The sequence below is a fragment of the Serratia sp. DFXYC6 genome, from assembly GCF_057196085.1.
On the sequence record NZ_JBXUNV010000004.1, the window covers coordinates 368,421 to 392,246 of the forward strand.

Annotated in this window: 25 protein-coding genes and 1 tRNA gene; 2 read left to right on the forward strand and 24 right to left on the reverse strand. The window is 60.4% G+C overall.

What is annotated here, in order from left to right:
* Window positions 1–121: 121 nt before the first annotated feature.
* The 13 genes from AC2CGQ_RS20750 to gpt form a co-directional block, all read right to left on the reverse strand.
* Window positions 122–2,455 (reverse strand): primase-helicase zinc-binding domain-containing protein, encoded by a 2,334-nt coding sequence (locus AC2CGQ_RS20750; protein ID WP_484593855.1) that lies wholly within the window; start codon window positions 2,453–2,455, stop codon window positions 122–124.
* Window positions 2,456–2,465: 10 nt separating this feature from the next.
* The gene (locus AC2CGQ_RS20755) at window positions 2,466–2,801 is read right to left on the reverse strand and encodes a DUF5375 family protein (protein ID WP_480941301.1); all 336 of its coding nucleotides are present in this window, start codon (window positions 2,799–2,801) and stop codon (window positions 2,466–2,468) included.
* On the reverse strand, window positions 2,798–3,061 hold the full coding sequence (locus tag AC2CGQ_RS20760; protein ID WP_484593856.1) for a hypothetical protein: 264 nt from the start codon (window positions 3,059–3,061) through the stop codon (window positions 2,798–2,800). Before AC2CGQ_RS20760 ends, AC2CGQ_RS20755 begins: the two co-directional genes overlap by 4 nt.
* Entirely contained in the window at window positions 3,058–3,606 is a 549-nt protein-coding gene (locus AC2CGQ_RS20765) for a host cell division inhibitor Icd-like protein (protein ID WP_480941303.1), read from the reverse strand. The genes AC2CGQ_RS20760 and AC2CGQ_RS20765 overlap by 4 nt, the downstream gene beginning before the upstream one ends.
* Window positions 3,593–3,805, reverse strand: coding sequence for a hypothetical protein (locus AC2CGQ_RS20770; protein ID WP_480941319.1), 213 nt, complete (start codon window positions 3,803–3,805; stop codon window positions 3,593–3,595). The genes AC2CGQ_RS20765 and AC2CGQ_RS20770 overlap by 14 nt, the downstream gene beginning before the upstream one ends.
* Window positions 3,805–4,068 carry a helix-turn-helix transcriptional regulator gene (locus tag AC2CGQ_RS20775; RefSeq protein ID WP_480941304.1) on the reverse strand — a complete coding sequence of 88 codons (264 nt, stop codon included), beginning with the start codon at window positions 4,066–4,068 and terminating at the stop codon, window positions 3,805–3,807. The genes AC2CGQ_RS20770 and AC2CGQ_RS20775 overlap by 1 nt, the downstream gene beginning before the upstream one ends.
* 785 nt (window positions 4,069–4,853) lie before the next feature.
* On the reverse strand, window positions 4,854–6,029 hold the full coding sequence (locus AC2CGQ_RS20780; protein ID WP_484593857.1) for a tyrosine-type recombinase/integrase: 1,176 nt from the start codon (window positions 6,027–6,029) through the stop codon (window positions 4,854–4,856).
* Window positions 6,030–6,191: 162 nt separating this feature from the next.
* A tRNA-Thr gene (locus AC2CGQ_RS20785) sits at window positions 6,192–6,267 on the reverse strand.
* 189 nt (window positions 6,268–6,456) lie between these two features.
* Window positions 6,457–7,710 (reverse strand): glutamate-5-semialdehyde dehydrogenase, encoded by a 1,254-nt coding sequence (proA, locus tag AC2CGQ_RS20790; protein WP_019454296.1) that lies wholly within the window; start codon window positions 7,708–7,710, stop codon window positions 6,457–6,459.
* A 9-nt stretch (window positions 7,711–7,719) separates the two neighbouring features.
* Complete coding sequence (gene proB / locus AC2CGQ_RS20795) at window positions 7,720–8,823, reverse strand: glutamate 5-kinase (RefSeq protein ID WP_033634090.1); 1,104 nt, start codon at window positions 8,821–8,823, stop codon at window positions 7,720–7,722.
* A 116-nt stretch (window positions 8,824–8,939) separates the two neighbouring features.
* On the reverse strand, window positions 8,940–9,341 hold the full coding sequence (gene crl, locus AC2CGQ_RS20800) for a sigma factor-binding protein Crl (protein WP_004930258.1): 402 nt from the start codon (window positions 9,339–9,341) through the stop codon (window positions 8,940–8,942).
* A gap of 60 nt (window positions 9,342–9,401) precedes the next feature.
* Window positions 9,402–10,649 carry an esterase FrsA gene (gene frsA, locus AC2CGQ_RS20805; RefSeq protein ID WP_015376737.1) on the reverse strand — a complete coding sequence of 416 codons (1,248 nt, stop codon included), beginning with the start codon at window positions 10,647–10,649 and terminating at the stop codon, window positions 9,402–9,404.
* A 303-nt stretch (window positions 10,650–10,952) separates the two neighbouring features.
* Window positions 10,953–11,411, reverse strand: a complete 459-nt coding sequence (gene gpt, locus AC2CGQ_RS20810) for a xanthine phosphoribosyltransferase (protein ID WP_004930253.1) — start codon at window positions 11,409–11,411, stop codon at window positions 10,953–10,955.
* A 339-nt stretch (window positions 11,412–11,750) separates the two neighbouring features.
* On the opposite strand from gpt, the gene pepD reads away from it, so the two are divergent.
* Window positions 11,751–13,211 (forward strand): beta-Ala-His dipeptidase, encoded by a 1,461-nt coding sequence (gene pepD, locus AC2CGQ_RS20815; protein WP_049241371.1) that lies wholly within the window; start codon window positions 11,751–11,753, stop codon window positions 13,209–13,211.
* 42 nt (window positions 13,212–13,253) lie between these two features.
* Here the strand turns inward: pepD and dinB are convergent, their stop codons facing one another.
* Entirely contained in the window at window positions 13,254–14,315 is a 1,062-nt protein-coding gene (gene dinB / locus AC2CGQ_RS20820; RefSeq protein ID WP_021505001.1) for a DNA polymerase IV, read from the reverse strand.
* Window positions 14,316–14,498: 183 nt separating this feature from the next.
* Between dinB and AC2CGQ_RS20825 the strand changes: the two genes are divergently transcribed.
* On the forward strand, window positions 14,499–15,395 hold the full coding sequence (locus AC2CGQ_RS20825) for a glycerophosphodiester phosphodiesterase family protein (protein ID WP_176063646.1): 897 nt from the start codon (window positions 14,499–14,501) through the stop codon (window positions 15,393–15,395).
* Between the two features lie 65 nt (window positions 15,396–15,460).
* On the opposite strand, the gene AC2CGQ_RS20830 is transcribed toward AC2CGQ_RS20825, so the two are convergent.
* The 10 genes from AC2CGQ_RS20830 to AC2CGQ_RS20875 form a co-directional block, all read right to left on the reverse strand.
* Entirely contained in the window at window positions 15,461–15,880 is a 420-nt protein-coding gene (locus AC2CGQ_RS20830; RefSeq protein ID WP_075686141.1) for a putative T6SS immunity periplasmic lipoprotein, read from the reverse strand.
* A gap of 4 nt (window positions 15,881–15,884) precedes the next feature.
* The gene (locus AC2CGQ_RS20835; protein WP_176063648.1) at window positions 15,885–16,415 is read right to left on the reverse strand and encodes a type IV secretion protein Rhs; all 531 of its coding nucleotides are present in this window, start codon (window positions 16,413–16,415) and stop codon (window positions 15,885–15,887) included.
* Between the two features lie 216 nt (window positions 16,416–16,631).
* A complete protein-coding gene (gene nqrM / locus AC2CGQ_RS20840; RefSeq protein WP_004930244.1) occupies window positions 16,632–16,859 on the reverse strand; it encodes a (Na+)-NQR maturation NqrM in 228 nt (75 codons plus the stop codon).
* A 7-nt stretch (window positions 16,860–16,866) separates the two neighbouring features.
* Window positions 16,867–17,916: an FAD:protein FMN transferase gene (locus AC2CGQ_RS20845; RefSeq protein WP_049241365.1), complete on the reverse strand. Its 1,050-nt coding sequence runs from the start codon at window positions 17,914–17,916 to the stop codon at window positions 16,867–16,869.
* A complete protein-coding gene (gene nqrF / locus AC2CGQ_RS20850) occupies window positions 17,900–19,123 on the reverse strand; it encodes an NADH:ubiquinone reductase (Na(+)-transporting) subunit F (RefSeq protein WP_033634097.1) in 1,224 nt (407 codons plus the stop codon). Before nqrF ends, AC2CGQ_RS20845 begins: the two co-directional genes overlap by 17 nt.
* 15 nt (window positions 19,124–19,138) lie before the next feature.
* Window positions 19,139–19,735: an NADH:ubiquinone reductase (Na(+)-transporting) subunit E gene (gene nqrE / locus AC2CGQ_RS20855; protein WP_015376732.1), complete on the reverse strand. Its 597-nt coding sequence runs from the start codon at window positions 19,733–19,735 to the stop codon at window positions 19,139–19,141.
* A 6-nt stretch (window positions 19,736–19,741) separates the two neighbouring features.
* Window positions 19,742–20,371 (reverse strand): NADH:ubiquinone reductase (Na(+)-transporting) subunit D, encoded by a 630-nt coding sequence (locus AC2CGQ_RS20860; protein WP_004930232.1) that lies wholly within the window; start codon window positions 20,369–20,371, stop codon window positions 19,742–19,744.
* Entirely contained in the window at window positions 20,364–21,158 is a 795-nt protein-coding gene (locus AC2CGQ_RS20865) for a Na(+)-translocating NADH-quinone reductase subunit C (protein WP_015376731.1), read from the reverse strand. Before AC2CGQ_RS20865 ends, AC2CGQ_RS20860 begins: the two co-directional genes overlap by 8 nt.
* Window positions 21,148–22,389, reverse strand: a complete 1,242-nt coding sequence (locus tag AC2CGQ_RS20870) for an NADH:ubiquinone reductase (Na(+)-transporting) subunit B (protein ID WP_021505005.1) — start codon at window positions 22,387–22,389, stop codon at window positions 21,148–21,150. Before AC2CGQ_RS20870 ends, AC2CGQ_RS20865 begins: the two co-directional genes overlap by 11 nt.
* 3 nt (window positions 22,390–22,392) lie before the next feature.
* Window positions 22,393–23,742 carry a Na(+)-translocating NADH-quinone reductase subunit A gene (locus AC2CGQ_RS20875; RefSeq protein WP_031300185.1) on the reverse strand — a complete coding sequence of 450 codons (1,350 nt, stop codon included), beginning with the start codon at window positions 23,740–23,742 and terminating at the stop codon, window positions 22,393–22,395.
* Window positions 23,743–23,826: the final 84 nt, after the last annotated feature.

The window sequence follows — 23,826 nt, forward strand, 5'->3', positions numbered from 1 at the left end:
GCCCTGGTGTTGCTGCGTATTTTTCACTGTCACTATAGGCGGCGCGGCGAGTGAGCGTCCAATGGGTTCGGCAGATCAATAAAGGACAATTGATCGGCCCGGCCGATCGTCCTGCTCATCGTCACACCGCCCCACATTTCGGCAGCCAGTCCGCTTCGCACTCTTCACTCAATACCACATTAGTCTGCATCCCCAGCCGGGTTTTACGCTTGAGCAGGGTTTTCTCATACTCCCTTAACGTCTGCGGCACCGCCAAACCAAAGGCCGTCAGGTTCATCACGTGCTGATAGCCCCGTGCCGCCATAAATGACAGGTAGGCGTGATACAGGTAGCGACGCGGGTTGGCCGGTATGATGTTGGCATTGCCTATCATCATGCCTTCTGCGGTGCCGAGCACCGTCAGGTAGCCACAAAAATCAACCAGCGGGTCGGCCTGGCGTTTGATGGTCAGCGCCTCGTCCGAGCTTTGCTGCGCCTGGAGCAGGGTACGGGCCTCGTTCGGGTTGGCGAAGCGCTGCATCAGGTGACGCACGATGACGGCCAGCTCATTAGTAATTTTGTCCAGCAGCTGCGGGTCGCGCTCGGCCAGCGGTATCGTATCCGGGAAGGTAATAATCACCCGTCGCCGGGAGACACCGCCGCTGCGGTCGCTGAACTGCATCGGGTTGTTGTTGACCGCCAGTATCACCGCCGGAATGTGTGCCGCGTAGGCATCGCGGTATTTGGGGTCAATGGCGACCGCATCGCCGCCGGTGATGGCCTTGATACCCGCCCCGTCACCGCTCCACTTCTCCTGGTCAGGCAGGAGTATCAGCGAGTAGCCGACCACGCTGGCCCGTTCGCGCGCCGACTCCAGGTTGTCGATGGTGGCCGAAGTGGTGTTATCGGCTCCCGCCAGCAGCCGGGCGATGGCCGCCATCGCGCTCTTGCCGCTGCCGCCGGGGCCGGTCACTTCGAGGAACAGCTGCCAGTCGTAGCGGTTGGCCAGCACCATAAAGAGCGCCGCGAGGATACGTTCTTGCTTGTCGTGATTGCTCCCGGCAGCCCGCGTCAGCCACTGCCAGAAGTGCGGTGCATGGTCGGCCAGGTTCTCCCCGGCGCGCGGCGGCGTGTAGTCCACGCTGTTGACGGTGCGCAGCCAGTGCTCTTGTCGGTGGGCGCTGAACTGGCCACTGACGGTATCGAATACCCCGTTACGAAAGCCTATTAACCGGCGGGCCGGGTCGCCCATCTGCGGCACCATCAGCTTGAGGGTGTCCAAAATGCTGTTGATACCGGCGGCAGAGAACGGCGCACGCACCTTCTGGAACAGCGCGGCAATCTCCCGGCTCAATTGCCGGTGCGGCAGCACCTGCCAGGCGCCGCGCGTATAGCGGCAGAGTTCTTCCCCCACCGGCGGCACCGCCAGGGTGTTGCCGTAGTGCTCGGCCAACAGCTCGGCTTTCTCGCTGGCACTCATGGCTTTCAAATCGGCATCGCTCAGCGTGTCGAACGGGCTCGGCTGCGGCGGCTGGCTGAGCGTCTGGAGTTGCGTACGTGTGGCCTCAGCGCCCTGCTGACAGTAAACGTCGTTCCAGTCGCCTTCCGTTGGCGGCAACGCAGGGACACCGCCGGTGAGTGCTGCCGCCTCGGCGGCGCGGGTCTGCCCGGTGCCGCTGCGGTCATTATCGGCCGCCAGCAGCAGCCTCGTATCCGGGTAGTGGCTGCGTACCTGCTCCGCCACCGCCACCAGATTGTTGGCACTGAGCGCTACGCACACCGTCTCACCGGTCAGGCGGTGCACGGTGAGGCCGGTGGCATAACCTTCGGTGAGCCAGATAACCGCATTGTCCGGACCACTGAGGGTGTGGCAGGCGGCTTTCACCTGCCCGCCTGCCAGCATGCGCTTGTCACCGTTGGCGTTAATCAGTTGCACGTTGACCACCTCGCCTCCGGCATTATGCAGCGGCAGCAAGAGGTCGCCGGGCCGGAAGGTGATACCGCCAACACGCAGCGACTGGCCCTGCAAGGTCAGGGTGTCCACCTCCGGCCAGCCCTTGGCGCTCAGGTAGGCATTGCCGCTTTTGCACTGAGCGGCAGCCACCAGAGCCTGTGCCTGTCGCGCGGTCTTGCGCTGAGCCTCGGCCTTGTCTTGTGGTGAATGACCGGCCTCAGCGGCCGGTGGTAAAGTGCTGGCATTATCCCCCATCACGGCAGCCACCTGTTCAGCGGCGGCCCGGGCAGACAGTGACAGGGCTTTTTCCACCAGGTTGAGGCCGTCACCGGCCCCGCACTGATTGCAAAACCAGGTGCCGCGTCCGTCCTGGTTGTCGAAACGGAAGCGGTCTTTACCGCCGCAGGTCGGGCACGGCTGCGGCTTGCCGTTCGGCTGCAAGGTAATGCCGAGAGCCGGGAGTATCACCGGCCAGTGGCCGGTGACGATGCGTACGGTCTGGGAAACGAACTGGGCGCTCATGCTCTTCTCCTCAGTGTACGGTGGTGTTCTGTGCCGCCGACAGGCGCTCGCAGCACAGCTCGTCCATCATCTTTTGCCCCAGCGCGGTCAGGCGCGGTGCGGCCACCAGAACGTCGGGCTGCACCATGTCACTCAGCATGGTGCACGCCATGTCCATGCCGTCCTCTGCGCCGTACTGACGCACAAAGTGCCCTTCCAAACGCAGGGCAATCGTCATCTGCAGCTCGTCCAGCGTGTACCCCAGGCTCACCCGGTAAAAGGCGCAGGTATCTAGATAGGCCTGCGCCACGGCGCGGCGGAAAACGGCGGTACGGACTTCAATCGGTAAACAGGATGAGGTGTTCATGCGGCGGTGGCCTCCATGCGGGCAAGGATTTGGGATTCACAGGTGTTGACGACGTGGCCGAGCTGGTCGGTCAGCAGGGCAATGACCGAGGCGAGCGAGGCCTGTTGCACGGGATTGGGGCGCTGCCCGCTCGAGTCGAGGGTGTCCAGCAGGTCAAGGAACAGCACGCCGGTAGCGTGCGCATGCTGGAGACGCAGAAAATCGGCATGCGGGATAGGGTAATGGGTGTCGCGGTAGTAGCGGTCGGCCAGGGTATTCATGCTGCCGCCTTAACCGGCAGACGACCGGCAAAGGACAACACGTAATCACGGGCCAGCACGCGGCGGGCGTTGTGCTCAGAATCCGCCACGGTGCGCACCATACGCGGTGAAGCCGTCAGCGCAGAACGGCGCACGGCCGCAAACAGGAAGCAGAATGTAGGGTGAGTCGGGGTGAGGGTCGTAGCCATGGTGGCAGCCTCCAAGGTTAATGGATTACCGCTACCACCGAAGTTTCCACGCTTATGGGTGGTAGCCCAGACGGGGGTGGAAATACCGGCAACCTTGGGAACCGGCCTGACCGAAGTCAGCCCCGCCTGAGCCACCATTGATTGACTGCTGCGATAGCATAACATCCACCGCGCAAAAAATGAGCGCACTAAGGCCGCGACATAAAAAAACACGCGTGGCGCGTGTTCATTTGTCGCCAAGATTAAGCTCGGGTTTCCACGCCCGGCTGCCGATTTTGCGGCAGCGGGAGGACTATAGCGCAGAGCCGGACGTGGGGGCAAGCCGTAAGACGCCCCCGGGCGTTCAATCGATCGCATTGTGATCAACCACTTCGTCAGCACAGATACGACGCACCACTGCCTGCCGGTTCGTCAGGCAAATCACACCGTGTTTTTCACTGCAATGTTCAGGCAAGACGATATCCGGGTGCTTGCGCTGCAACAAGATGGCTTCGGCCACAAACAAGGCGTCGTTGCCGCTCAGGGTAAAACAGTGTCGACCGAGGGTTAACTGCATCACTCAGCGCTCCCCTGGTGACGGTTGGCGATACGTTCGTCCATCCACTGCTCGACCTCGGAGGCCAGCCAGGCGACGTTTTTACCGCCGAGGGAGACTTGGGCCGGGAACTGTTTGCGGCTCATCATCTCGTACACGGTGGAACGGGACAGGCCGGTGGTGTAGAGCACTTCAGGCAGACGGATAAAACGTTCGCGCGGGGTGTAACCGCCAGGAAGCACCGGCGACGGGGTGGATGGGGTGGGGGTGGAAACGGGCATCATAAAAACGCTACCTCTTTGTTTCCGGCCAACGCTGGCCGGGACTGTGTGAACTTCGGTAGCGCCCTATTATGTGAATATTTATCGGGGTAGCAACAAGGTGTTGTTGTGTGGTGGGACAGCTTTTATGCCTATTTTTCAACCAAATGGGCATATAGGTTAATATTGACCTTTATTGGCAAACCTTGGCAACCCTAAAGGAATAAACGAGCCATGAATAGCCGTTTATTAATAGGCAGAAACAGGCTCACAGGTGCAACCCCAGGCTAGCCAGAGAAAAGACCCTTCTTAGCCGGGTGAACAGTAGTGAACACCGGGTGATGAGTAAAGAAATGACTCATCACAGTTTTATTTGTTGATTTAACTACTTTTTTATTTGAGTGAACAGTAGTGAAGAGTTTAAAGAAGAACTAAAATCGCAAAGGTGATTTTGCAATCAATATCTGAGGCGGCCGCATAACAAAAACGCAGGCTGGAAGAAAGGCGGCGCAAGTCCCCATCACGGGCCTCGCTATGATGGGATAATCACGCCCGCGTCCATCGCACGCCCTCTATCCTTCCCCCGAAAACAGCCTTTTTCTGGCTAGCGGGTGTCAAAGAACGCGTGCATGCTTAGAGTGCATGATTTTGCATGCAAGAAAATGCATTTTTTATCCCCTGCCGTGCCAGCAACGGCGCGGTCTGTGCCCCTTAATGCACCTGCATGAAAAGCGACACATGAAGTGCGCAGGCGAGGCGGGGGTAGCATTGCGCGCCAGGGGGTTTTAACGATTTATTGGCGGCATTTTCTAGCGAGCAAGGCCCGCGATAAAATCGGCGTACCATTGCAGCATCTCACGGCGTTTCTCAAGGTACTGCGCGTGGTTGTAAGTGCCGCGAATGGCGTTCTTGTCCACGTGGGCGAGCTGCATCTCTATCCAGGCGGTATTGAAGTCCTGCTCATGCAAAATCGTGGACATCATGTGCCTGAAGCCGTGGCCGGTGAGTCGACCGTGATAGCCGATACGCTTAAGGAGCTGGTTGATACTCGCTTCGCTCATCGGCTTGTTGACGTCATTACGGCCCGGGAAAACATAGCGATAGTTGCCCGTATAGGTTCTCAGTTCATTCAGGATGGCCACCGCCTGCGTCGATAATGGTACGAGATGGGCTCGACGCATTTTCATGCGCTCCTGCGGAATTTCCCAAAGCGCGTTATCCAGATCAAACTCATGCCATTGCGCCATGCGCAGCTCAATCCCCCTGACTCCGGTCAACATCAGTAACTTCGTCGCCAGCTGTACCAACCGACTGCCGGAGTGCATCTCCAGCGCCGCAAGAAAATCGGGGATTTCGTCAACGGATAAAAAAGGATAATGAGTAGATTTTGGGCTAATCAAAACGCTGGAGAGATCGGCGGCTGGGTTGAACTCCGCCCGCCCGGTTGCCGTGGCATATCGGAAGACCTCACCGCAGCGCTGTCTGACCTTACGCATTTTCTCAAGCGCCCCACGCGCCTCAATTTTGCGAAGCACTGTGAGTAGCTCAAGCGGCTTTATCGCCGAAATGGGATGCTGTCCCAGATAGGGGAAAATATCAATGTTGAACGCGTCCATAATATCGGCCGCATACCCTGCTGACCACGTCGCCAATTTGGACTGATGCCACTCCTTCGCGATCGCTTCAAAGGTGTTTGCATTCCCGTATAGCTGCGCCAGCTTTTTCTCTTTACGAACTGTGCTGGGGTTCTGCCCCTCAGCAACTAACTTTCTGGATTCATCGCGCTTTGACCGAGCATCGGCCAACGAAACGACAGGATAGACGCCGAATGAAATCATCTTGGGCTTACCAGCAAAGCGATAACGAAAGCGCCAGCTCTTGCTGCCATTGGGTTCAACCAAAAGGGATAAGCCCAACCCATCACTCAACGTGTAAGGTTTAGGGGTGGGTTTAGCATTCCGGATTTGTAAGTTATTAAGTCGCATGTGTATAGAAACTCAAGACCGAACAGAAGTACACGCAATTCTACACACACCTGATATTGGATTCCACAGGACGGCGCCGGACAGTCACGGACATAAAACTCAATCAATGTATTGTTATTTAATGTATTTTTGGATGATTACGGACGTTACAGGAAGAGAGGATGGTGCCGATAATAGGAGTCGAACCTACGACCTTCGCATTACGAATGCGCTGCTCTACCAACTGAGCTATATCGGCATCGAGCCGGGCCTGCGGGGCAAGCCGGAAGTGCGTTGAACAAGGTAGACCTGCGCGCGAAATGAGTCAATAGCCGCCGGGGCGTTTGGTTGTTTTGCAAGCAACCAGACTATCGTGCAGCCCCCTTTTCCAAAAACAATCAGGGCGCAGCACGCTGCGCCCTGACGTCTTTATGACCGCAATGCGGCCTTAGCTGCGCACCAGATCGTCGCCGTAGCCGATCCACTTGTAGGTGGTCAGCGCGTCCAGGCCCATCGGCCCGCGGGCGTGCAGTTTCTGGGTGCTCACCGCCACTTCCGCGCCCAGGCCGAACTGGCCGCCGTCGGTGAAGCGGGTGCTGGCGTTGACGTACACCGCCGAGGAGTCCACCGCGCGCACGAAGTGCTCGGCGCTGCTCAGCGAGCGGGTGAGGATCGCGTCGGAGTGGTTGGTGCCGTGGGTGCGGATGTGGTCGATGGCCTGATCGATATCGTCCACCAGCAGCACGTTCAGATCCAGCGACAGCCATTCGTCGTCGTAATCCTCCGCATTCACCGGCACCACCGTCGCCGGGCCGCCCTGCAGCAGCGGCAGCGCGTTTTCCGCCGCGTGCAGCGTCACGCCCACCGCCGCCATTTTGGCGCTCAGCGCCGGCAGGAACTCGGCGGCGATGCTGCGGTTCACCAGCAGCGTCTCCAGCGAGTTACAGGCGCTCGGGCGCTGGATCTTGGCGTTTTCAATCACCGTCAGCGCCTTGTCGAAATCGACGTCGGCATCCACGTAGGTGTGGCACACGCCGATGCCGCCGGTGATCACCGGGATGGTCGATTGCTCGCGGCACAGCTTGTGCAGGCCGGCGCCGCCGCGCGGGATCAGCATGTCGACATAGCGATCCAGGCGCAGCAGTTCGTTCACCAGCGCGCGATCCGGGCTGTCGATAGCCTGCACCGCCGCCGCCGGCAGGCCGCACTGTTCCAGCGCCTGCTGGATCACTTTCACCGTCGCCTGGTTGGTGTTGTGCGTCTCTTTACCGCCGCGCAGGATCACCGCATTACCGGTTTTCAGGCACAGGCTGGCGACGTCGATGGTGACGTTCGGCCGCGCCTCGTAAATCACGCCGATCACGCCGAGCGGCACCCGGCGGCGCTCCAGCTTCAGCCCGCTGTCCAGCAGGTTACCGTCCAACACGTGGCCGACCGGATCGTTCAGGCGGCACACCTGGCGCACGTCGTTGGCGATCGCCGCCAGCCGCGCCGGGGTCAACAGCAGGCGATCGAGCAGCGCTTCGCTCATGCCGGTGGCGCGCGCCTGCGCCATGTCTTGTTCGTTCGCCAGCAGGATCGCTTCGCTGTTGGCTTCCAGCCTGTCGGCCATCACCGACAGCACCTGATTCTTCTTCGCCGTGCTCAGCACCGCCAGCTGCCAGGAGGCCTGCTTGGCGGCCTTCCCCATCTGCTCCAGCATGCTCACTCCTTAACTGACAATCATATCGTCGCGGTGCACTGCCACCGGACCGTATTCATAACCGAGGATTTCGGTGATTTCCTGCGAGTGGTGCCCGGCGATCATGCGCATCGCATCGCTGTTGTAGCGGCTGACGCCGTGCGCCAGATCGCGCCCCGCCAGGTTGCGGATGCGGATCACTTCACCGCGCGAGAAGTCGCCCTTCACTTCGCGGATGCCCTTCGGCAGCAGCGAGCTGCCGCGCGCCATCATCGCTTCCACCGCGCCGTCGTCGACGGTGATCTCACCGGCCGGCGGCGCGCCGAAGATCCAGCGCTTGCGGTTTTCCAGCGGGGTTTCCAGCGCGTGGAAACGGGTGCCCACCGGTTTGCCCTCGATCACGTCCGCCACCACGCCCGGCTTGCTGCCGGCGGCGATCACCACGTCGATGCCGGCGCGGCAGGCCACGTCGGCCGCCTGCAGCTTGGTGCCCATGCCGCCGGTGCCCAGACCGGAGACGCTGTCGCCGGCGATGGCGCGCAGCGCGTCGTCGATGCCGTGCACTTCACGGATCAGTTCGGCCTGCGGGTTGTTGCGCGGATCGGCGGTGTAGAGGCCCTGCTGATCGGTCAGCAGCAGCAGTTTATCGGCCCCGGCCAGAATGGCCGCCAGCGCCGACAGGTTATCGTTGTCGCCCACTTTGATTTCGGCGGTGGCGACGGCGTCGTTCTCATTGATTACCGGCACGATGCGGTTGTCCAGCAGCGCCGTCATGGTGTCGCGCGCGTTGAGGAAGCGCTCGCGGTCTTCCAGATCGGCGCGCGTCAGCAGCATCTGCCCGACGTGGATGCCGTAAATGGAGAACAGCTGTTCCCACAGCTGGATCAGCCGGCTCTGCCCTACCGCCGCCAGCAGCTGCTTGGAGGCGATGGTGGCGGGCAGCTCGGGATAGCCCAGGTGCTCGCGCCCGGCGGCGATGGCGCCGGAGGTGACGATGACGATGCGGTGGCCCGCGGCGTGTTGCTGCGCGCACTGGCGCACCAATTCGACGATGTGGGCGCGGTTCAGACGCAGCGATCCGCCGGTCAACACGCTGGTGCCCAATTTCACAACCAATGTCTGGCTGCCGTTCATAGTATTTCTGCCGTGTGTAATGATGAGAAGAAGAGTGCAAAGGTCTTTGTAACAGGAGAGACGCGTTATGCCAACAGGCACAACGCGAAATCAGCACAATACGTGGTCAAACGGGGTCAGGCGGAGAGTTTGATCAGTTTTTCTTTGAAATCGTCGGCGGGTTCCAGCCCCAGCTCCATGGTCGCCAGCAGCTCGCCCAGGCGGCGATGGAAGTCGCGCAGGGTGTCTTCCAGCTTGGCGTTCACTTCATCATCCTTAATGTTTTGCGCCGTCCAGTCGCCTTCCTTGTCGAACAGGCCGAATTGGTACGAATAGGTGAAGCGCGCCTCTTCCGCCTGCAGCTCCATCCACCAGCCCCAGAACTCGCGCTTCTCCGGAGCGGGCTTTACATTGACGCAGACGGCCAAACAATCAAAGAAAAACCGGTCGTTCTCACATTGCCCTTCACGCAGGTACGGCCCCAAGCTGGCAAAACGTTTCATTAGTCGGCTTTTAGGGTGACCACTCGGTAACGTCATTCTCTAACCTCCTCAATGTAGACCACTCTTTTTAACAAACTGTTAAAATTTAGCAACTAATTAACGCATTTTGTCCCTCAGCCAACCGGACATCTGTAGCAACGCCCGGTGGAAGCTGTCGTAGACCGGGGTGCGCGGGATAGCGATCAGCTTGCCGCTCACCGAGGAGGTGACGATCAGCTGCGACTCCTCTTTCGGGCTGAGCGTATCGCGCTCCCAGTAGCCGGAGATCATCGGTGTCGGGCAACGGCGCCCCAGCAGCCCCTGCATTTTCAGCGAGTAGCTGTTCAGCTCCACCTTCAGCACGTTGTCCGAGGCGTTAGCCATGCCCATGCGGCTCGCCAGCACGTCCATATACATGTCCGGCACGTTCAGCTGGGTGCTGCTGTCGCACAGCAGGCGATGCACCACCGGCCCCAGGCAGGCTACGCCGCGCAGCCGCTGCGGCTCCAGGTAGGCCAATCGCACCGCCACGTTGGCGCCGAAGCGGAAGCCGAAGGCGCTCACCCGCTGATGATCCACCCACGGCACCGAGGCCAGCTGGATCAGCACCTGCTGGTGCAGGTAGCTGGAGTCCTGCGTCAGCTTCCATTTGCAGGAGGAGCCGATCGACGGCATGTCGAGCGTCAGCATGGCGATGCCGTGCGGCGCCAGGTAGTCGCGGAACAGGCGATGATAGTCGGTCTGCAGCGTATCGAGGCTGCCGCACATCAGCACCGTCGGGAACGGCGCTTCGCCCTTCTCCGGCATGTGCAGGAACCCGGTGACGCTGCCGCCGCCTTCGATGCGAAACTCCAGCTCTTTCAGCTGATACGGCAGCAGCAGCGCCGCCTCTTCGTACGCGCGGTTAGCCAGCATCTCCGCCTGTTCAGCCAGTTCGTCGCCCTTCAGGTGCGGGTAGCCGGCGATGCTGTACAGGCTTGCGGCCTTCAGCCAGTACTCGCCGCCGACCAGCGGATCCTGCTGCTCCGTCGCCCGCTGTTGCCACTGCATGCCCTGATGGATCCACTCGTAAATCCAGTTGCCGTTGCGGTAGCCCACCACGGTATCCAGCCGCTGCGGGTTGCTGCGCTCGGCGTCGGAGGCGGCGATGCGCGCCAGCACTTCGTGGATTTCGATCGGGCTGACGCCGCGCCAGGCCCACAGCAGCGGGTTCAGCATGCGGTACCAGCTGCCGGTGGTGTCGCCTTCCAATGCGGAATGCATGGCGGCGCTCACTTTGTTGCGCGCGCGCAGCACCAGCGTCGAGGTTTCAGGGTGTTTGAATTTGGGCTTGAAAAGAATTTCAGAAAGGTTGGCCTGTGCCATGGTAACAACAGCCTCCGTAAATCTGGCGATAGGCCGCAACAGGCCTACTTAACTGGAGGTAGTGTACCTAACTCTGGCGGGATAAACCAAGATAACGCAAACGCCCGGCATAACCGGGCGTCAGGCGGCTGACAAAGGAGGAAAAAGCGTGGTTTTTCCTCCTTTGTGGTCAACGGCCGAAAATCAATAAATTGATTTTCCTTATTTTTTATATCTTGCCTTCGGTAAGCCTGACAACGCCATCACGTTTATCCTTAAACAAACGCCCGACATAACCGGGCGTTGACTTGGAACTGGCTGAGCTTAGCGACCGCCGATAGGGGGAACGAAGCTGACGCCCATGTCCCACGGCTGCTCAATCCAGGTGTCCTGCGGGATGTCGATCACGTAGTCGTCCACCAGTGGACGGCCCGCCGGCTTGGCGAAGATGGTGACGAAATGCGCTTTCGGGTACATGTCGCGGATCGCTTTTGCGGTGCCGCCGGTATCCACCAGATCGTCCACCACGATGAAGCCTTCACCGTCGCCTTCGGCGCGCTTGAGCACTTTCATTTCGCGCTGGTTGTCATGGTCGTAGCTGGAAATGCAGACGGTATCCACATAGCGAATGCCCAGTTCGCGCGCCAGCAGGCCCGCCGGCACCAGGCCGCCGCGGCTGACGGCAATGATGCCGGTCCATTTGTCGGCAGGCAGCAGGCGGTGCGCCAGCTTGCGTGCATGTATTTGCAGCATATCCCAGGTAACAACGTATTTTTCGCTCATAGAATCGTGTCCCAGCCGGCTGGTGAAGCGGCTTACTTTATAGTTCAGGGGAAAAAAGGTTGCGCGAGATTATAGAGACTGGCCGCGTTGAATTCCAGCTGTACCGAGGAAAACCTCGCGATTTCCGCCGCGCGGCTTTTCGGTGATTGATGCTGAAAAAGCGAACGTTCCCGCCGCGAAGCCGTGTGATCAAGCGCTTAAACCGCACAATACGGGGCGCGCGCCGCCGGAAATAAAGTGATATTCTCTAACGATCGTGCCACGACGCACAGATACCCGCTCACCTCAACCGCGCGGCACGCCCGTCCTGTCGGAGCCTGCCGTCACAGGAGACTTATAGTGTCTGAATTGTCTCAGCTTTCGCCACAGCCGCTGTGGGATATTTTCGCCAAGATCTGTTCTATCCCGCACCCTTCTTATCATGAAGAAGCGCTGGCGCAGCACATCCTCACCTGGGCCAAAGAGAAGAACCTGCACGCCGAGCGCGATCAGGTCGGCAATATCCTGCTGCGCAAACCGGCCACCAAAGGCATGGAAAACCGCAAGCCGGTGGCGCTGCAGGCGCACCTGGACATGGTGCCGCAAAAGAATAACGACACCGTGCACGACTTCGCCAAGGATCCGATCCAGCCTTATATCGCCGGCGAGTGGGTGAAAGCGCGCGGCACCACGCTGGGCGCCGACAACGGCATCGGCATGGCCTCCGCCCTGGCGGTGCTGGCCGATGACAGCGTTGAGCACGGCCCGCTGGAAGTGCTGCTGACCATGACCGAAGAAGCCGGCATGGACGGCGCCTTCGGGCTGCAGCCAAACTGGCTGCAGGCAGACATCCTGATCAATACCGACTCCGAAGAAGAAGGCGAAATCTACATGGGTTGCGCCGGCGGTATCGACTTCATCACCACCCTGCCGCTGCAGCGCGAAGCGGTGCCGGCCGGCTACCAAACCCTGAAGCTGACCCTCAAGGGCCTGAAAGGCGGCCACTCCGGCGCCGAGATCCACGTCGGGCTGGGCAACGCCAACAAACTGCTGGCGCGCTTCCTGTTCGCCCATGCGGCGGCGCTGAACCTGCGCGTGCTGGATCTGAACGGGGGCACCCTGCGCAACGCCATTCCGCGTGAAGCCTCCGCGGTGGTTGCGGTGCCGGCGGAAAAAGCCGACGCGCTGAAAGCGCTGAGCCAGGAGTTCCTGGCGGTGCTGCAGAACGAACTCTCCGCCAAAGAGAAGAACATCACCGTGCTGCTGGAGCCGGCCACCAGCGCTTCGCAGGCGCTGAGCGCCGACAGCCAGCAACGCTTCCTGGCGCTGCTGAACGGCACGCCGAACGGCGTGATCCGCATGAGCGACGCGGTCAAAGGCGTAGTGGAAACCTCGCTGAACGTCGGCGTGGTCACCACCAGCGAAAACGAAGCGGAAATCATCTGCCTGATCCGCTCTCTGATCGACAGCGGCAAAGATTACGTGGTCGAGATGCTGACCGCGCTGGGCCAGCTGGCCGGCGCCAAGGTGGCGCCGAAGGGCGGCTACCCGGGCTGGCAGCCGGACGCCGACTCGCCGGTGATGCACCTGGTGCGCGAGCTGTATCAGGAGCTGTTCAACAAGACGCCGAACATCATGGTGATCCACGCCGGCCTGGAATGCGGTCTGTTCAAAAAGCCGTATCCAAACATGGATATGGTATCGATCGGGCCAACCATCACCGGCCCGCACTCGCCGGATGAGCAGGTGCATATCGAAAGCGTCGGTCTGTACTGGAAGCTGCTGACCTCGCTGCTGAAAGCGATCCCTGAGCGCGCGTAATCTGCGCGCTTAACGCAAAAAGCCGGCTAATCGCCGGCTTTTTTATTCCCAAGGCAGCGCCAGCTGCCGCTCCAGCTGCGGATCGAGCAGCGTCACATGTAGCCCCACCAGCCGCACGCCGCGCCCTTCACGCCGTTCGCGCCACGCCTGCCGCGCCACCGCCAGCAAATCCTGCTGATTCAACACCGGGAACACGTGCTCCTGGGTGGTTTGCTGAAAATCCTGAAACTTCAGCTTCACGCCCTGCCGGGCGATATGCAGATCCGGCTTCACCTTACGCAGCCGCATCTCCAGCTCGGGGTAGAGTTTGTCGATAATCAGCGTTTCGCAATCTTCCCAGTCGTGAATGTCCTCCGCCAGCGTGCGCTCCACGCCCACCGATTTACGCAGCCGCTCCGCCGAGATTTCGCGCCGATCGATGCCCTGACACCGCTCCCACAGCACCCGGCCGAACTTGCCGAAGCGCTTGAGCAGCTGCGCCAAATCGTATTGCTGCACGTCGGCGCAGGTGATAAGCCCCACTTCCTCCAGCCGTTTGGCGGTCACCTTGCCGACGCCGGGGATTTTGCTGAGCGGCAGCTGCTGCAAAAACGCCGGCACCTGCGCCGGGGTGATCACGTATTGCCCATTCGGCTTGTTCATCTCGGAAGCGATTTTGGCGAGAAACTTGATCGGCGCGACGCCGGCCGACGCAGTGAGATTCAGCTCATCGGCGATCGCCTGACGGATCTCCTGAGCGATCAGCGTCGCCGAGCCGTTGCATTGCGGGCTGTCGGTCACGTCGAGATAGGCTTCATCGAGCGACAGCGGCTCGATCAACGGGGTATAGCGGGCGAAGATTTCACGGATATGCAACGAAGCCTCTTTGTAGGCCGCCATGCGCCCCGGCAGCAGGGTGAGATGCGGACACAGCTTGAGCGCCATCGCCGTAGACATGGCGCTATGCACGCCGTAGCGCCGCGCCGGGTAGTTGGCGGTGCTGATCACCCCGCGCCGATCGGCGCTGCCGCCAATCGCCAGCGGGATATCGCGCAGGCTGGGATCGTCGCGCATTTCCACCGCCGCGAAGAAGCAGTCCATATCGACATGAATGATTTTACGCATCGCACCCTCCAGTAACACTGTATAAGTATACAGTCAGATACCGAAAGCTCAAGGCCGCAGGCTTCGATGAAAGCGCCGTTTCCGCCAGATATTTCCGCGTTGTTAAAAAAGCTTAATTTTTCAATAGTATGATTTCCGTCATCCCGTGCGGCTCACCACAACGATAACGACAAGGTACTCTACATGATCAGATTTTCTCATTGGCTGCTGGCTTCCGCGCTGTCGCTGAGCGCGTTGGCGGCCAGCGCCGCCACCGGTCACGCGCCGGCGATCGTCGCCCATCGCGGCGGCACCGCCGATGCGCCGGAAAACACCCGCATCGCCATCGAAACCGCGCTGAAAAACGGTGCCGACGCCATTTGGATCACCCTGCAAGAATCCAAAGACGGCGTCATCGTGCTGTATCGCCCCTCGGATCTGAAGGCGCTGACCAACCGGCAGGGCCCGGTCTCTGCCTATACCGCCGCGCAATTGGCCGAGACCGATGCCGGCTGGGCGTTCGCCAAAGGCGATGCGCATCCGTTCCGCGGCCAGGGCATCGGCATTCCGCGGCTGGACGAGGTGCTAAAGGCGTTTCCGCACGTCACCTTCTATCTGGACATCAAATCCCCGGACGCCGATCCGGCGCAGTTTGGCCAGGCGCTGCTGGCGACGCTGGAAAGCACCGACAGCCTGAACCGCACCCGCGTTTACTCTACCGATGCCAAATACCTGCAGGCGCTGCCGCCGGCCGTCCCGCGCTTTGAAAGCCGCGACGAGACCCGCACGCTGCTGGCCAACGTCACCATGGCGCACCAGTGCGATGTCAAACCGGACAACCGACAGCCGCGCTGGTATGGGCTGGAGCTGAAGCGCGAGGTGGAAGTGGTAGAGAAGTACACCCTCGGCGAAGGGCGCTCGAAGGCGTTTCTGACCTGGGATAAAGAGTCGATGGATTGCTTCCGCTCGCAGGGCCCGGCGCACATCATTCTGTTCGGCGTCAACACGCCGCAGGAGTATCAGCAGGCGCTGGCGCTGGGCGCCGACGGCGTGATGGTCAACTCGCCGGCCGAGGCGAATAGCTTCCGCAAGGCGAAATAAATAACCGGCTACGGCATAAGGCGGTTCGACATCCCACCTTATGCCCTTATGGCTTTCAACATCCGTTAGTGAGCAGGAACTACCTGGATGATGCCATTTTCATTGCGAACACTAAACCCAGCGCCGAATAGCCGGGCGGCAGGCTCAAGACCTTTATTTCGTTTATCCGGCGACAACAGCGTCACCGATACCCCATAAGACTTCCCGTCTTCGAATTTATAATTATCGTCGGGAATACACGTAGCTGCGGTGACCGCAGGCATCTCGTTATCCGTGAAGTGCTTGCCGAAGATAGCGTTGGCGTTGCCGATTTCTTCGATAATAACGCCGGCCAACCGCTCGTCCCCTTCAGGTTGAACCCGCACACAGACGTGGTTATCAACGACAGTGGCGTTGGCCAAGTAGTTTTTTGGCCTCGGATCGTTCATGTGCATGCAGCCGGCGAGCAGCAAAGCCAGAGTTCCAACCAAAATAATGCGGTTCATCCTGTTACCTCTGCTTAAGAAACTGAGAAAGCGTATATTCGTATTTTCTGGCGATCGTTTTATCCGTTACTCCCTGAAAATTCACGCCATTGTTAATCGCGCCCAGCCAGATAGTGTAACCATACTTCTTCAGGAACCAATAATCAGCGATGATAGAAGCTTGCTGTTCCATAGAGTAGTTATGCAATAGCTGTTTACCATCGAGTCGATATTTGTATTCAGCAGCCCAACTCAATAAACCTCGGGTTCTCACCCACATACCTTTTTGGTGCTGCCAGACATGGCTCATTTCGTGGATAAATACATGCTGGAAACCTGCAGCAGCCGTGGAAAAATCAGCCTTATACAAAGCTTGTCTAAACCAGACTTCTCCGTTGGGCGCCATCGCCGTTCTGCTGGCTTGCAATCCAAACGGCAGATAGCTATCGCAGTGGACAAACACCTTCTCATAGAAAACTGACCTGCCAAACACGGAACGGGCCAAATTAATTTCACCCACCGTTAACACCCGTTTTATCCCTTCTTGTTGTTCCATCCTGGAACTCCCTGAATCCAAAAGAAACCTAATGAGACGACATTTTAACCAACCGAGCCAACGAGCTAACCAACTGAGAAGCAACAGAAAAATCCGGATGTTTTTAAAATGAGAGCTGTATCAACCTTAAGACCTAAAGCTTGATAAGAACAAAATAGAGGATGTACATTTTTCCTATCAAATAAAAAACCCGGCCAAGGCCGGGTTTTCGCTTCGCTACAGAATGCGGTGCTTGTCCAACTGCTCGCGCCGCTGCGCCGCTTTGGCTTCGCGCTTTTTGCGCGCATCGCACGGCTCCGGGCAGTCGCAGACTTTCTCCATGCCCAGCGCGGTGATGCCGCCGCAGCTGCCCTGCAGGCTTTTGCGTTTGAACACGTAACCCAGCGACATCCCGCCGACGATCAGCAGGAACAACACGAAGGTAGCGGCGAATACCGTCAACATAGCAACCTCACGAACGCTTTTTCAGATAGGGTTTGAACGCGTCCGAATAACGCTCCTCAAACCCGTCGGCGGTTTTCACGATCATGAACACCGGGATACCGAGCAGGTTGGCCAGCGCCATGCCGCGCTCTGGCCCCATCACGTTCAGGCCGGTGGACAGGCCGTCGGCGGTCATGCAGGTCGGGCTCAGCACGGTGATCGACACCAGCCGATGATGGATCGGCCGCCCGGTGACCGGATCGATGGTGTGCGAATAGCGCACCCCGTCCTGTTCGAAGTAGTTGCGATAGTCACCCGAGGTGGCGATCGACATCTCCCCCGGCTGGATCACCAGCTGCGCCTGCTGCTGCGCGCCGGCGGTCGGGCGCTCGATGGCAATGCGCCACGGCTTTTGCTCGCCGTTGCGCCCGCGGGTACGAACTTCACCGCCGATATCCACCATGTAGTCTTTCACGTGTTGCGATTGCAGATACTCCGCCACCACGTCCACGCCGTATCCTTTGGCAATCGAAGACAGGTCGACATACAGCTCGGGGATGCTTTTCACCAGCGCGCTGCCCTGCACCGACAGCTTGTCGGCGCCGGTCCAGGCGCGGCGGTGCTCCAGTTCCGCCTCGCTCGGCACTTTGTCCGGTCGCCCTTCCGGGCCGAAACCCCATAGGTTGACCAGCGGCCCGACGGTCACGTCCAGCGCGCCATCGGTGACGCGGTTGATGCGCAGCGCTTCGCGCACCACTTCGGCGGTGGCCGGCGAAACCGGGAACGGCCGGTCAATGTCGCGGCTGGCGTTGAAGCGGCTTAGCTCGGAATCCGGCCGGTAGGTGGACATCTGATCGTTCACCTGTTCCAGCCGTTTGTCGATCTCCGCCTGCATCTCGCGCGCCGACGGCGTATCGTCGCCGGTCACGTAACGGATCGAATACGAGGTGCCCATGGTTTTACCCGTCAGATCCACCTGTTCCGGCCCGCAGCCGGTCAGCAGCAGGGTGGCGCTCAGCGCCACGCCCGTCAGCCAGTTCTTCGTCGCCAATGCGCGCAATTTAGCCACCAAAGTCATCCAGCATGATGTTTTCGTCTTCGACGCCCAGATCTTTGAGCATCTTGATCACCGCGGCGTTCATCATCGGCGGCCCGCACATGTAAAACTCGCAGTCTTCCGGCGCCGGGTGGTTCTTCAGGTAGTTCTCCAGCAGAACATTATGGATAAAGCCGGTGTAGCCGGTCCAGTTATCTTCCGGCTGCGGATCCGACAGCGCCACGTGCCAGGTGAAGTTTTCGTTCTCCGCCTGCAGCTGGTTGAAGTCGTCTTCATAGAACATCTCGCGCAGCGAACGCGCGCCGTACCAGAAAGTGATCTTGCGCTTCGAGTTCAGACGCTTGAGCTGATCGAAGATGTGCGAGCGCATCGGCGCCATGCCCGCGCCGCCGCCGATAAAGATCATTTCGGCGTCGGTGTCCTTGGCGAAGAACTCGCCGAACGGCCCGGAGATGGTTACCTTATCGCCCGGCTTCAGCGACCAGATATAGGAAGACATGATGCCCGGCGGCACGTCCGGATTGTTCGGCGGCGGCGTGGCGATACGCACGTTGAGCATGATGATGCCCTTTTCTTCCGGGTAGTTGGCCATCGAGTAGGCGCGCACCGTGGTGTCGTTCACCGTCGAGCGGTAGCGGAACAGGTTGAACTTGTCCCAGTCGCCGCGATACTCCTGCGGCACGTCGAAGTCGGCGTAGCTGATGTCGTGCGCCGGCGCTTCGATCTGGATGAAACCGCCCGCGCGGAACGGCACGTCTTCCCCATCGGGGATCTTCAGCTTCAGCTCTTTGATAAAGGTGGCTTTGTTATCGTTGGAGATAACTTCGCATTCCCATTTCTTCACGCCGAAGATCTCTTCCGGTAGCTCGATCTTCAGGTTCTGCTTCACGTTCACCTGGCACGCCAGGCGGCAACCCTCTTTCGCTTCGCGCTTGTTGATGTGCGAGAGCTCGGTCGGCAGGATATCGCCGCCGCCCTCTTTGATCACCACCCGGCACTGGCCGCAGGAGCCGCCGCCGCCGCAGGCCGAGGAGACGAAGATCCCTTGGCTGGAGAGCACGTTGAGCAGCTTGTCGCCCGCCGGCGCATGGAAGCTCTTATCCAGATCGCCGTTGATTTCCACCGCGATGTCGCCGGTGTTCACCAGCTTCGATTTGGCGAACAGGATCAGCAACACCAGCACCATCACGATGGCGGTGAACATCGCTACGCCTAAAATAATTTCCATAAATTCTTCCCGCCTTTACAACTGAACACCGGAGAAGGACATGAAGCCCAGCGCCATCAGTCCGGTGGTGATAAAGGTAATGCCCAGGCCGCGCAGCCCTGCCGGCACGTTGGCATACTTGAGTTTTTCGCGGATCCCCGCCATGGCGACGATCGCCAGCATCCAGCCGGTGCCGGAACCGATGCCGTACACCACCGATTCGGCGAAGTTGTAGTCGCGCTGCACCATGAAGGACACGCCGCCGAAGATGGCGCAGTTCACGGTGATGAGCGGCAGGAAGATGCCGAGCGCGTTATACAGCGACGGGAAGAAGCGATCGAGGATCATCTCCAGAATCTGCACCAGCGCCGCGATCACGCCGATGAAGGTGATGAAGTTGAGGAAGCTCAGATCGACGCCTTCCACCAGCGCGCCGTCGCGCAGGATCAGGTTGTAGACCAGGTTGTTCACCGGCACCGAAATGCCGAGCACGATGGTCACCGCGATGCCCAGGCCAAAGGCGGTCGAGACCTTCTTCGAGACCGCCAGGAAGGTACACATCCCGAGGAAGAACGCCAGCGCCATGTTCTCGACGAACACCGCGCGCACAAACAGGCTGATATAGTGTTCCATCGGCCTTTACTCCTTTTCGATCTGCGCCGGCTTCAGGGTGCGCAGCACCCAGATCAGCAGGCCGATGATGAAGAACGCGCTCGGCGCCAGCAGGAACAGGCCGTTCGGCTGATACCAGCCGCCGTTCTGCACCGTTTCCAGCACCGGCACGCCAAACAGCTTGCCGGAGCCGATCAGCTCGCGCAGGAAACCGACCAGCACCAGGATCACCCCGTAGCCCAGCCCGTTGCCGATGCCGTCCATAAAGCTCTCGATCGGCGGCGACTTCATGGCGTAGGCCTCGGCGCGCCCCATCACGATGCAGTTGGTGATGATAAGGCCGACGAACACCGACAGCTGCTTGGAGATCTCGAACGCATAGGCGCGCAGCAGCTGATCGACCACGATCACCAGCGAGGCGATGATCGCCATCTGCACGATGATGCGCACGCTGTTGGGAATATGGTGACGGATCAGCGAGATGAAGAAGCTGGAGAACGCGGTCACCAGCGTCACCGCAATGGTCATCACCACCGCCGTCTCCAGCTTGGTGGTCACCGCCAGCGCCGAACAGACGCCCAGCACCTGCAGGGCGATCGGGTTATTGTCGAACAGCGGCCCCAGCAGAACCCGCTTTATCTCTTTGGAATCAGCCATTTTTCAGCGCTCCTTCACGAACTTTTTTCAGGAACGGGCCGAAGCCGTGCTCGCCCAACCAGAAATCAAACGTATGCTGCACGCCGTTGGAGGTCAGCGTGGCGCCGGACAGGCCATCTACCCCGTGCACATCCCCCTGGCGCGCGCCGCCTTTCACCACGCGGATCGCCGGCTGGCCGTTATCGTCGAACAGCTGCTTGCCGACCCACTGCTGACGCCAGGACGGGTTCTCGACCTCACCGCCCAGCCCCGGGGTTTCCCCCTGGTCGTAGTAGGTGATGCCCTTGACCGTGTTGCCGTCGTTATCCAGCGCCACGAAGGCGTACATCATCGACCACAGACCGGTGCCGTACACCGGCAGCACAATCTTGTTCACCTGGCCGCTTTCATCGCGCACCAGGTAGATTTCCGCCTGGTTGCTGCGGCGCTTGATGCCGGCCGGATCGTCGCCCGCCGCCAGCGCCACGCTTTTGGCGTCGTCGCGCAGCGCAGCGCCCAGATCGAACGCCGCCGCTTTGCCGGCGACAAACTCGCCGCTGTTCAGATCCACCAGGCGCGGTTCGATGCGCTCGCTGTACAGGCGCTTGACCTGCTCGCTCTCCATTTTCGGCTGCAACAGGCCGGCTACGTCGAGAATATTGCGCTGCTTATCGAGCAGCTTTTGCTCCTGCTGTTTGGACTTCAGGCCGACGGCGGAGCCAGCCACCACCACTGAACACACCAGACACAGCAGCAGCACTACCAGCAGCGTTTTACCGATGCCGTCATTTTTCGCTTCATTCGCCACGGGCTTGTCTCCGCTTGATGTTGGCCTGCACCACCAGGTAATCGAACAGCGGCGCGAACAGGTTGGCGAACAGGATCGCCAGCATCATGCCTTCCGGATAGGCGGGGTTGACCACCCTAATCAGCACGCACATCACGCCGATCAGAATGCCGTACCACCATTTCCCCTTATTGGTGAAGGAGGCTGAAACCGGGTCGGTCGCCATAAAGATCATGCCGAAGGCGAAGCCGCCCAGCACCAGATGCCAGTACCACGGCATGGCGAACATCGGGTTGGTGTCCGAACCGATGGCATTGAACAACAGGGCGGAAGCCACCATGCCGAGCATTACGCCGGCGACGATGCGCCAGGAGGCCACGCGGCCGAACAGGATAATCGCCCCGCCGATCAGGATCATCAGCGTGGACACCTCACCGATCGAGCCGGGAATATTGCCGAGGAAAGCGTCCATCCAGCTGATGGACTGGCCGGTGGCGACGTTGCTCAGGCCGTGCGCCCCGCCCGCGCTCCACTGCGCCAGCGGCGTCGCGCCGGAGAAACCGTCTGCGGAAGTCCACACCAGATCGCCGGAGATCTGCGCCGGATAGGCGAAGAACAGGAAGGCGCGGCCGGCCAGCGCCGGGTTGAGGAAGTTGCGCCCGGTGCCGCCGAAGATCTCTTTGGCCACCACCACGCCGAAGGTGATGCCCAGCGCGGCCTGCCACAGCGGCAGGGTCGGCGGCACGATCAGCGCGAACAGGATGGACGTGACGAAGAAGCCTTCGTTGACCTCATGCTTGCGGATAATGGCGAACAGCACTTCCCAGAAGCCGCCGACGACGAACACCACGGCGTAGATCGGCAGGAAGTAACAGGCGCCCAGCACCATCTTGCTGACCCAGCCGGCGTCGGCCGCCAGCGAGGCGCCGAGCCACTGCGCCAGGCGATAATGCCAGTCGCCCGCCAGCACCTGTTGCAGCGCGTCGCCGCTGTACAGATGGTGCAGCGCCGGGATCGCCTGCTGGCCGACGTTGTACATGCCCCAGAACATCGCCGGGAACACCGCCAACCACACCAGGATCATCATGCGTTTCAAATCGATGGCGTCGCGCACGTGCGAAGCGCCGCGCGTCACCGTGCCGGGGGTATAAAACACCGTGGTGGTCGCTTCATACAGCGGGTACCACTTTTCCAGTTTGCCGCCCGGCGTGAAGTGATGCTCTATCTTCTCGAAATAATTCTTCAGGCCCATCGGTTATCCTTCCTGCTCAATCTTGGTCAGCACCTCGCGCAGCACCGGCGCGTACTCATACTTGCCGGGGCAAACGAAGGTGCACAGCGCCAGATCTTCCTCGTCCAGCTCCAGACAACCCAGCGCCTGCGCGCTGTCGCTGTCGCCCGCCAGCAGATCGCGCAGCAGCAGCGTCGGCAAAATATCCAGCGGCATCACCCGCTCGTAGTTGCCGATCGGCACCATGGCGCGCTCGCCGCCGTTGGTGGTGGTCGAGAAGGCGAACAGTTTGTTCTTCAGGAAATGGCCCAGCGTGGTGCGGGTAATGGAGAACTTGTTCGGCGACGGCACGATCCAGCCGAACAGCTCTTTGTCGCGCCCTTCTTCCAGCACCGACACCTGCGAGTGGAAACGGCCCAGCCAGGCGTTCGGCCCGGCTGCGTGCATGCCGTTCAGCACCGAACCGGAGATCACCCGGTTCTCGCCCTCTTTCAGGCGGCCGGCGGTCAGCTCATCGAGGCTGGCTCCCAGACGAGTGCGCAGCAGCGCCGGCTGCGTCACCTGCGGCCCGGCCAGCGCCACGACCCGGCGGGTGTCGAGCTTGCCGGTGGTGAACAGCGTGCCGATGGCGATCGCGTCCTGGTAACCGATGTGCCAAACGGTTTTCTTCAGGCTGACCGGTTCGAGGAAGTGAATGTGGGTGCCTGCCAACCCGGCGGGATGTGGGCCAGCGAATTCGCTGTAGGCGATCTGCGGGCCGCTCTGCTGGCCAACTGAGGCGCCGGCGGCATGGCACACGTGCACCTTGCCTGCCGTCAGGCGCGCCAGCACCACCAACCCGGCGTTGAACGCCGCCTGCTGCTCGGCGATGATCACCTGCGGATCGGCGGCCAACGGCTGGGTGTCCATAGCGGTGACGAAAATGGCGCGCGGTTCGCTGCCGGGAGCCGGCGTCTTGCTGAACGGACGGGTGCGCAGCGCGGTCCACAGTCCGCTGGCGATCAGTTCGCTTTCGACCTGTTCGCGCGGCAGCTGGCTCAGTTCACCCAGCGGGTAGTGCGCGAACTCGAGCTGATCGTCGCCGCCGTTTTCCAGCGCAATCACCACCGATTGCAATACGCGCCGCTCGCCGCGGTTAATCGCGGCGATGCGGCCACTGGCGGGTGCCGTGAAGAAAACCCCGGGGTTTTTCTTGTCTTCGAACAACGCCTGGCCTTTCTTAACGGTATCGCCTTCCTGCACCAGCATGGAGGGGCGCATTCCGACATACTCTTCCCCAAGCAGGGCGACATGCTGAATGTTCGGGCCATCTTGGATCGCCTGAACCGGAACCCCGGCTATCGGCAGATCTAACCCTTTTCTGATCTTAATCATAGGATTTATACGATGTAGTTTGGTTTACACGTCTGACCGGCCCCAGAGGCGGGTGCGGACGATGCCAGGATTGCCGGGCAGTGC